Raw genomic sequence first — 9,783 nt, 5'->3', positions numbered from 1 at the left:
AATTGCTAATTGCTCATTGCTAATTGTCAATTGCCTCCAAGAGCAGCCATTAGCGATTAGCTATTAGCAGTTACACAACCGTTGCGAAGGGACATGATATCAGTTGTGGTTTCTACCCCAGATTGTAGAATGCCGTGCCCCAAAAGCCGAATCGTACCTATGTGACTGGGGCAGCAGTGACGATCCACCACACCAGCAATGCCAAAATCAGCACGGAGATTTTGACGATGATGTAGGTTATGGGGTGAGCAATTGGAAAGGTGTACATATTCCACCTCTGGTTGTAGCTATGGGCGAGAAATGTTAGGCGCCACCAAGGCGCATTTCCCCGCCTATTGTAGGTATCTCTATTTTCGCCCTAAATGCTAATAGGGGTTCAAGACTAACTAATTCGGTAACAATAATTGATATTTGTTAAATTGAGGCAAGCAAATACAAGCGGGCGGAGGTTTAAAAGTGCTGAAACCGGGCAGGTTGTGGACAAAAGTCATAGAGCGAACCGAACATGCCATCCAATGCGGCGCACTGCTGTCAATTCCGACAGAGTACGAGTTTGTAGAACAAGATGGCGTTCGCTTCCTGGTGCGAATATTATCCAACTTGGCGCGGAAGGATGAAGCGAAGCAGAAACAAAACAAAGAAACTGCTAATTCAGGCAAGGACTTTAACCCGTTTCTGCCCTATGATGAGGATCTGTTCGTTACAGATATCTCCGATACCCATGTCTGTATCTTCAATAAATTCAACGTAGTAGATTATCACCTGCTGATCATTACCCGTGAGTTTGAGGAACAGGAAAGTTGGCTGACTTTGCCAGATTTTGAGGCGATGTGGGCATGTTTGGCGGAAATTGACGGTTTAGCATTTTACAATGGGGGAAAGATTGCCGGTGCTAGTCAGCGACACAAGCACTTGCAATTGGTTCCCCTACCACTTGTACCCAATGGTGTGCAGATACCCATTGAACCTTTGCTGGCATCGGCAAAATTTCAGGATTCAATTGGCACAATACCGGGTCTTCCTTTCCGACACGCTTTTGCACAGTTAGACCCTAGTTGGTTGCAGTCTCCGTTACAAGCTGCTTCTACGCTAGAATGCTACCGCAACTTGCTCCAAACCCTGGGATTAAACAATGGCGACCAACCCGGTGCGTACAATCTTTTAGCGACGCGGAAATGGATGCTAATTGTACCCCGAAGTCAAGAGGAATTCGAGTCAATTTCTGTCAATTCATTAGGCTTCGCGGGGGCGCTTTTAGTCAGAAATTATGAGCAAATGAAGATTTTGAAAGACTGGGGGCCAATCACCCTCTTGCAGAAGGTCGCCGTGCCGATTTCGCTTTGCTAGGGGCGATAAGTCGCTAAATTAAAACAAGAGAGAAAAATTGGTATATGGCGATGCAGGAAATAACGACAACAGATACAGCCTTAAAGGCAATTATCATCGGTGGTGGAATTGGAGGGCTAACTTGTGCGCGTGCTTGTCTTGACGCCGGCATCGAAGTGGAACTTTACGAAAAGCGAGACCTTGACTCAATGCTATCGGGGCCTGGGGGCATTTTCATCCAACGGAATGCCATGCGGATTTACGAACAACTTTGGGAAGGACGGATACTCCAGCACCTTTACGAACGAGGAGGAAAGATTCTCAAAGGAGGATTTTTCAGCGACAAAGGAACGCTTCTCTATCTCAATTCTCCTGAATTTGTCAAAGCTGAGGATTTGGGAGTTTGCCTGTTGCGCCCGGAACTTCAGCACATCCTTTACAATGCCCTTCCGGAGGGAACTGTACGAACTAATGCCGCTTTCGCAGACTTTTGCCAAACACCTGACGGGATTCAGGTATTGTTTGCTGATGGGCGGGAAGCTTGGGGCGATGTTCTGATTGGTGCTGATGGACTATACTCGAAGGTGCGATCGCGTCTAGAAGGCAAGGAACAGTCAGAACCACCGATTTACAGCGGCATGTGTTGCTGGCGGGGATGGTTCTATAAAAAAGACCTGCCCCTTGACGAACGTTACACTTGGGCAGAATTATGGGGTTGCGGTAATCGCTTTGGATACTTTGATGTCGGGGGGGGCAGGTTTGCTTTCTACGGATTCAGCAATACCGCAGCGGGTGGTAACGATGAAGCTGTCGGTGGTGCTAAAAAAGCACTGCAAGCGCTTTTCTCATCCTATGCCGACCCCATACCGGCAATTATCGAAACTTTAGACGAACAAAGCATTTATCGAGATGATATTTTTGACCGCGAACCCAAAGGAATGCAATGGGGTCGCGGTCGGGTAACATTAATTGGAGATGCTGCCCATCCAGTTCAACCAAACCTCGGTCAGGGGGGATGCATGGCAATTGAAGACTGTTTTGAGTTGGTCAAATATTTAATTGTCGGACAAGAAACAGGGGAAGATATCTCTGCAAGATTGCGTCAATTTGAACAAAGTCGCAGTCAAAGAGTTGAGAAAGTTTTCACCGTATCCCGACAAGTCGGAAAGCTGGGTCAGACAGATTCACCTATCGGTTGTTTCTTGCGAAACTGGATATATCGGCTAACGCCTACTTGGTTGGGAGACTTGCAGTTTAAATGGCTGTTTGATTACGATGCCAAATCGCCTGTATACAGAATCAGGAATTACGCATGACGCTCCTAGAAACCGGGTTTCTTTGCGTAATATCATGTCCTTAGGCAACGGTTGTGTAACTGCTAATAGCTAATCGCTAATGGCTGCTCTTTTGGCAATTGACAATTAGCAATTAGCCATCCATACACTACCGATACGGGAGCATGTCAACTTTGTAGCCGACACCCTAAAGGGTGTCGCTACACAAACAAAGCCTGCCAGAGCAGGCTTTAAAAGCTTTAGCCCGCGAAGGCGGGCTTCGTTTGTATAGCCGCACCCTTTAGGGTGTCGGCGTAAATTTACAAACCTGACATGCTCCCTACCGATACCTAAGGACATGATATAAGTCCTGAGAATATGAAAACTATCGTCAGCCCATATTTTGTCGCTCCTAGTCCAGAGCAATTCCTCCGCCGAGGGCGCTTTGTGGAACACCCGGATGTTGCCCAAAGGGGATGGGAAATTCTGTTCGGACTGGAAGATGCAAATTGCGCCATCGCTTTCACATCCCAGCTACCACCGCGCGAATCAATCCTTGCCGTACACGATGCTGTTTATATTGACTATCTGGAGAATGCTTGGTCAAATTGGTCAAAAATGCCCGATGCCAATACCGAGATTTTTCCTAACATTTCCCCCAACCGCCATATGGCTAATTTGAACCAAAATCCTGTCGCTTTAGCAGGATGGTACATTGCTGATTGTGCAGCACCGATTGGGGAATACACCTGGAGAAAAGCTTTGGGAAGTGCCTCGGCGGCGATCGCAGCAGCTGGTTCTATACTAGCGGGAGAGTCTGGTGTCTATGCTTTGTGCAGACCTAGCGGACATCATGCTTGTCGGGATATGGCGATGGGGATGTGCTTTTTGAATAATACAGCGATCGCTGCCCAAGAACTTCGCAAAAAGTTCAATCGGGTGGCAATTCTGGACATTGACATGCATCACGGTAACGGCACCCAGCAGATTTTTTATCAGCGCAGCGATGTTTTAACTATCTCGATTCACGGCGATCCGACCAACTTTTATCCTTTTTATACAGGTTTTCAAGCAGAAATTGGCTCGGGGGATGGAGAAGGATATAACTTGAACATTCCAGTCCCAGCAGGGAGTGGTGAAGCTGATTATTTAAACGCCCTACAAATAGCCCTCCAAAGAGTGTCCGATTTCAAGGCAGATGTTTTGGTCGTGGCAACTGGTTACGATACATTTAAAGACGATCCTTTGGGTTGCTTTACCCTTGAGTCTACATCGTACTATGAAATCGGCAGCACAATCCGGTCCCTGAAGTTGCCAACCCTATTTGTACAAGAAGGTGGGTACTTTGTTGCAGCATTACGGGAAAATGTTCGGCAACTTGTCACTGGTTTTGATTCAGAAGGTAGTTTCTGGCCTCGACGTGCCTAATTCCTGTATATGTAGGGTGCGTTAAGCTTGTGTAACGCACCATTTCCACCATATGTGGTGTCATATCAAGTCCGCTAGCATCGGTTGTATATAGTCGATTGTGCAAAAACTGTTTTTTTCCTTCCCACCTGCACACCTGCTCACTTGCACAAGAGCTAGCTAAACGCAACCGATGCCTAAGGACATGATATAAGTCCTGATATTCTAATCGTCCATCACGAAGGAATAAGCCAGCCTTAATAACTCCAACTCCGCCGGTGGTAAGCTACGCGCTTCTGTGAGGGCGATAAACTTTCCTGCACTATTTTCTATCTGTTGATAGGGTGGGTCAGTTGTTGTACAACGAGCTAGATAAACATGAATTGGACTCTCAGGCGCATCGACTTCTGCCTCAAATTCTCCTTCAATTTCGAGCATCCCGCTAGATAATCCCAATTGCTTTTCAGTATCGGCAATTAATGTAGACGGGTAGGTGACTGTTTGACCTTCTTCTATGTGGCTTTCACAAACTTGCGATAACGAAGGTAATCCTTTGGGATGGCACACTGTATCATTTAGGCGTAAAAACAGGGTGCGCGCACTATAGCCTTGCTTGTGGTACACGATTAAGCGGGAATCTTCCATAATGCCTCTGTCAATTCAGATGAGATAGTAACCCAAGCTGCTACTTATAAACTGCGTTGCTAATTGCTAATTGCTAATTGCTAATTGCTAATATAGCATTGTTATTGACATTAGCCTCGTTCCCACAGCTCCTGCCTGGGAACGCCATTAGCCATTAGCCGCAAGCAGAGAGATAACTAGCAACTTACGTTAGTAGAATTTGCACTGGATGGTTAGGCACAAAACCATCAAACCGCTGCCCTGGCGATCGCGTCAAATAGCCAGTCGCTAAAAAACGCTGTCTTGCTTTTAGTTTTGGTGGATTTTTTTGCCTCCAACCTATCTGATAAATTCCTTTGGATTCGGCATAGTGTTCGGCTTTTTGACCGTAAATTCCCGCCATGCCACAGCCACCTGTGGAAACCAGTGTTAAAGGCAGCCCAACCCGTGGGAAAATTGGCTGCCCTTGCTTAAAATAAGCTAAAGCGGCTGTTTTTTCCTTACAGTGTCATTTTAAATAATAAGGCTTTTGGGGATCAAATTGTCAAACGGGATACCTAAAAATTTTTTATAGGCAATTATCCTGGGTAAAGGCTGAGTTCAGCGCGGATATATCAGAAATTATTGCAATAATTGAACCCTGGGAAAGGTTGATTTTAAAGCGATAATTTTGACCCAATTCTGGGTTAAATGCTAATCGCGGGAATTCTCAAACGCCCTCACTGAGTGAAATATTGGGAATTTTTCGGAATAGTGCAAAACTTTCGCAGAAATCGGGCGGGGCGGCGCCCAAGCGCCTACTACGAACGGGGCGGGGCGGCGCCCAAGCGCCTACTACGAACGGTTAATTACTTGGGGTGATAATCTGGGTTTTTGGCTAATCGCTAATCGCTAATCGTTAATAGTAAAAATCCGATTAACAATTAGCAATGAGCTATTAGCAAGATCCCAGTTGACAATTTTGTCGCACTGGAATTTCAATAATGAACTCTGTTCCTTGTTTGGGTGCGGAAACGCATCGCAGCACCCCTCCATGCTTATCCACTACAATTTGATAGCTGATAGATAGTCCCAACCCCGTGCCTTTGCCAACGGGTTTTGTGGTGTAAAAAGGGTCAAATATTTTTGACTTCACTGCTTCGGTCATTCCCACTCCGTTATCGGCAATTCCCACTGCAATCCAATGGGTATTTAACACTTGCGTGCGAATCCGAATAGTAGGCGATCGGTCATCAATTTTTGACGAGCCATGACGCTGTTCTAGCGCATCAATTCCATTGCTTAAAATATTCATAAATACTTGATTTATCTGACCGGCGTAGCATTCTACCAAAGGCAGGTTGCCATACTCTTTAATCACTTCAATAGCGGGACGATCTGATTTTTCTTTGAGGCTATTTTGCAAAATCAACAGCGTACTATCAATGCCTTCGTGAATGTCTACTGGTTTCATTTGGGCTTCATCCAATCGAGAGAAATTCCGCAGGGATAGTACAATCTGACGGATGCGTTCAGCTCCCAATTTCATCGAAGAGAGAATTTTGGGAAAATCTTCCGTCAGGTACTCCAATTCTATCTCTTCGATATACGTTTGGATGTCGTCAGAGGGATTGGGATAATTTTGCAGATAGAGTTGTATGAGGGAGAGTAAGTCTTGGGCGTAAGTGTTGGCATGGGTGAGGTTCCCGTAGATAAAGTTAACTGGATTGTTAATTTCGTGGGCAACTCCAGCAACTAGCTGACCTAGACCGGACATTTTTTCAGTTTGAATCAGTTGCGCTTGGGTTTGTTGCAACTCGTGCAAAGCTTGTTGGAGTTTTTCTGCTTGTGCTGTTGCTAAAGCAGCACTGGCGCGACTTTGACGGTAAAGTTCGGCTTGGTCGATAGCGATCGCAAGTTGTTCTACAATTGCTTGTAAGCTCTCGACTTCGCGATCGTGCCAGTGTCTAATTTCCCTAATGTTACCGCAGCTAACCATCCCCACAACACCAGAGTGGGTTTGCACGGGTAACGCCAATAGCGAAGTATAACCCAACAAACCCAAGCACTTTTGTCCCATAGGGTTGCTGAGAGTGCCAATATCATCAACTCGCAGCATTCCCATTGCTAAAACATCTTCTAATCGCCAACCCATTTCTTTGGCTGGATAAACTCCAATTAAACTGGGCAATTCAGGATTTTTCGCTTCCCGAATTACCTCCCAGTAAACTTGCTCGCCATCGGTTTTATACCAGAAAAACTGGCAGCGATCAATTAGCAGCAAATCGCGAATCTCTTCCACGGCAGTTTTTAAGATTGCATCCAAGTCAAGCGAGTTGCGAATTTGGCTAGAAAGGCGGCGCTTCAGCAATTCTTCTCCTTCTTGTAGTTCTCGCAGTCTAGCTTCAGATTCTTTTAACTCCTCCTGTGCTATTTGATTGCTCTTGCGAACGCGTACTATCCACGCCGATACGATGCCAATACCAACAACTAAGCCTGCATATATCAGCAGGAAATTAACCAGCAATTGCTGAGATTTGGCATACAAAATTTCTGGCGTTACGCGAGAAACAATCTTCCACTTATAGGCTTTAGCGTCAACCTGAACCAGCCTGGAACCAAAGGCTTTAATCGACCCGTTACTGAATTTTTGATCTTCCCTGAGAGTATAGACGCTAATATAAGTAAACATCCCATCTGCTGTCTCAAATTGTCCCTGATTATTCCCAGACATTTTCTGCCAAGCTTCGGGAAATTGTTTGGCAAATGTCTTATTTTTCCTCTCGGGTAACATGAATCCCCATTCATCTTGTGGTTCGGCAGATTTGAGCCAAAATCCATCGGCATTTAGGAGCATACATTGACCCAAGGTTGCAGCGCAAGCTCTCTGAAAATTGTCGAGCAGGTTTGCACCCAAATAGTTGAGTACTACAATTCCCCGTTTTGTCCCCTCACTATCAAATACAGGCGTGCTAAAACGAATCATGGGTTTGAGTGGCTGCTCGATTTTTCCGCGTTCCACATTAAGATCTAAGGGTGAAACAAAAATTTCTCCTTGATTCAGCTTCAATGTGTCATTAAACCAATAGCGTTTAACTTGAGATTGCAGTTCTGGTTCGGGTACGATACTAGGCTTGCCGTTGTTGAAGTTAACCCTGACAATTTCCTGACCAGCAGTGTCTAGAAATCGGATTTGGTCGTAGATATTTTTATATTGAGAAAAAGCTAAATATTCCTGACCCATCCCTCGCCGACTTCGTTGGCTTTCGGGTTCTTCTAGCAGCCTTTTCAGCTCATTTTGTGCGGTTAAAAACTTTAAGTCCGATACCACCGAACTGAAATCGCTCGCAATGCTTTTAGCTGGCAGTTCTACATTGCGTTGTTCTCTAATTTCTATGGCTTTTCTATCTGATTTCACCTCGGCTTGGTAAACAATGCCCAAAATACTGCCCGCCAGTGCTGAAATCGGTAAGAAAAGAGTGAAGAATTGTTTGATTAACCCTGGTGAATCGATTGATAATATAGTTTTTGGCTTTGCCATTATTTGCGTCATTATGTTACAAAAATTAACAGTTTGTATGAATTCGCGACTGGTGACGATGCAGTAACCATCGAGGTATTAACACACAAGCTATATTAAGATTTTTGTAAGTTAAGTTGTGCGATCGCAACCGTGTTTTTACGGTGTTCAGCCAGCTATCAGACGATACTTAACCCGTACTGAAACAGAACTTGCACTGGATGGTTAGGCAAAAACCCCTCAAAACGCTTGACTTGAGAGCGACAAGAAAAACCAGTGGCTAAAAGTCTTTGTCTCTCTTCTGGGGAAGATGGAATGTGTCGCCCCCAACTCATCTGATAAATACCCTTAGATACAGCATAGTTTTCGACTTCGTGTCCGTAAATTCCTGCCATGCCACAGCAACCTGTGGAAACCAAGGTTAAAGGAATTCCAACTGCTTGGAAAACTTCCTGCCATTGCTGTTGAGAAGTTAAAGCAATTGTCTTTTCGGTACAGTGTCCTAATAAATAATAGGATTCGCAGGTAGTCCCTACTTTTGGCAGGCGTTCAAGCTGAGTTACCAGAAATTCTTGCAATAACTGAACTCTGGGAAAGGTTGCTTTTGCATCGAGGATTTTGACATACTCATCCCGATAGGTAAGGACGATGCTGGGTTCAATGCCAATAATGGGAATTCCCAAATTCCCTAACTGAGTTATAGCCAGGGAATTTTTCTGAGCAATTGTCCGAAATTGTTGCAAAAACCCTTTGACATGCAAAGGTTTTCCACTAGCAAAAAACGGCGGCATGTAAACGGTATATCCGAGTTGGGAAAGCAAGTCATAGGTGTCGAGAACCAATTGAGATTCAAAGAAGCTGGTGAAGGCATCTTGCAGCAAAATGACGCTATTTTCCCGTTCTGCTTGACTGAGATTAGATAATTTATTCGGCTCGAATTCTGGTGCTTGTCTTTCTGCCAATCCTTGTTTGAGTGTCAATGAACTTAGTACGGGTGGATTGACCAAACCGAGAAACTGTTTAATCAACCAGTGGGAAACGGGGTTTTGAGTTATAAAATTAAATAAATCGGGTGCATAAGATTGCCAACTGGCGAGGGTTTCGATATTGCCAAACAAGTAATCGCGCCAATGTCTGAGATAACGGGTGTAATACAGTTCCAAAAATTTCGATTTTAGATGGGGAACATCGACATGAATCGGACATTGAGTGGCACAAGCTTTACAAGAAAGACAGCCGTGCATTCCTTGATAAACTTCATGGGAATAGTCATAAACTCCCCAATATTTTTGGATGGTATTCCATAGTTTCATCGGGAAATTTGCCGGTTTTTCTAATCCCTCCCACTTATAGCCATTTTCAGTCGAATCAACAGGGGGTAGGGGCACGGCAGCAGTAAGTTTTGTCACCAAATCAAAGTTTTTCCCCTGCCGTGCCCCTACTGTACCAATTTGTCGCCACCATTCCCGCAGTAGGGGCACGGCAGCAGTAAGTTTTGTCACCAAATCAAAGTTTTTCGGATGCCCTGCCCCTACTGTACCAATTTGTCGCCACCATTCCCGCAGTAGGGGCACGGCAGCAGTAAGTTTTGTCACCAAATCAAAGTTTTTCGGATGCCCTGCCCCTACTGTACCAATTTGTCGCCACCATTCC

At 45.1% G+C, this 9,783-nt stretch carries 7 protein-coding genes; 3 read left to right on the top strand and 4 right to left on the bottom strand.

Features of this window, described 5'->3' with window-relative positions; translation table 11 throughout:
• The first annotated feature begins 456 nt into the window (after positions 1 to 456).
• From MiSe_RS44710 to MiSe_RS44700, 3 genes are all read left to right on the top strand, one after another.
• Positions 457 to 1,347 carry an ATP adenylyltransferase family protein gene (locus MiSe_RS44710; RefSeq protein WP_226593065.1) on the top strand — a complete coding sequence of 297 codons (891 nt, stop codon included), beginning with the start codon at positions 457 to 459 and terminating at the stop codon, positions 1,345 to 1,347.
• A gap of 50 nt (positions 1,348 to 1,397) precedes the next feature.
• Positions 1,398 to 2,642: an FAD-dependent monooxygenase gene (locus tag MiSe_RS44705; protein WP_226593063.1), complete on the top strand. Its 1,245-nt coding sequence runs from the start codon at positions 1,398 to 1,400 to the stop codon at positions 2,640 to 2,642.
• A 336-nt stretch (positions 2,643 to 2,978) separates the two neighbouring features.
• On the top strand, positions 2,979 to 4,028 hold the full coding sequence (locus tag MiSe_RS44700) for a histone deacetylase family protein (RefSeq protein ID WP_226593061.1): 1,050 nt from the start codon (positions 2,979 to 2,981) through the stop codon (positions 4,026 to 4,028).
• Between the two features lie 204 nt (positions 4,029 to 4,232).
• Here the strand turns inward: MiSe_RS44700 and MiSe_RS44695 are convergent, their stop codons facing one another.
• From MiSe_RS44695 to MiSe_RS44680, 4 genes are all read right to left on the bottom strand, one after another.
• Complete coding sequence (locus tag MiSe_RS44695; RefSeq protein ID WP_226593059.1) at positions 4,233 to 4,652, bottom strand: hypothetical protein; 420 nt, start codon at positions 4,650 to 4,652, stop codon at positions 4,233 to 4,235.
• A 184-nt stretch (positions 4,653 to 4,836) separates the two neighbouring features.
• On the bottom strand, positions 4,837 to 5,034 hold the full coding sequence (locus MiSe_RS44690) for a hypothetical protein (protein WP_226593056.1): 198 nt from the start codon (positions 5,032 to 5,034) through the stop codon (positions 4,837 to 4,839).
• Positions 5,035 to 5,568: 534 nt separating this feature from the next.
• Positions 5,569 to 8,151: an ATP-binding protein gene (locus MiSe_RS44685; RefSeq protein WP_226593053.1), complete on the bottom strand. Its 2,583-nt coding sequence runs from the start codon at positions 8,149 to 8,151 to the stop codon at positions 5,569 to 5,571.
• Between the two features lie 158 nt (positions 8,152 to 8,309).
• The coding region (locus MiSe_RS44680) for a (Fe-S)-binding protein (protein ID WP_226593051.1) at positions 8,310 to 9,783 on the bottom strand (1,474 nt) is incomplete at its 5' end.

This window comes from Microseira wollei NIES-4236 (assembly GCF_020521235.1).
Classification (GTDB): Bacteria; Cyanobacteriota; Cyanobacteriia; order Cyanobacteriales; family Aerosakkonemataceae; genus Microseira; species Microseira wollei.
The sequence above is the reverse complement of the archived record's forward strand: the minus strand, read 5'-3'. Positions and strand labels throughout refer to the sequence as shown.

Coding starts and splice junctions, on each gene's coding strand:
- MiSe_RS44705 (WP_226593063.1), top strand. CDS start 1,398: ATGCAGGAAATAACGACAACAGATACAGCCTTAAAGGCAATTATCATC.
- MiSe_RS44700 (WP_226593061.1), top strand. CDS start 2,979: ATGAAAACTATCGTCAGCCCATATTTTGTCGCTCCTAGTCCAGAGCAA.
- MiSe_RS44695 (WP_226593059.1), bottom strand. CDS start 4,652: ATGGAAGATTCCCGCTTAATCGTGTACCACAAGCAAGGCTATAGTGCG.
- MiSe_RS44690 (WP_226593056.1), bottom strand. CDS start 5,034: ATGGCGGGAATTTACGGTCAAAAAGCCGAACACTATGCCGAATCCAAA.
- MiSe_RS44685 (WP_226593053.1), bottom strand. CDS start 8,151: ATGGCAAAGCCAAAAACTATATTATCAATCGATTCACCAGGGTTAATC.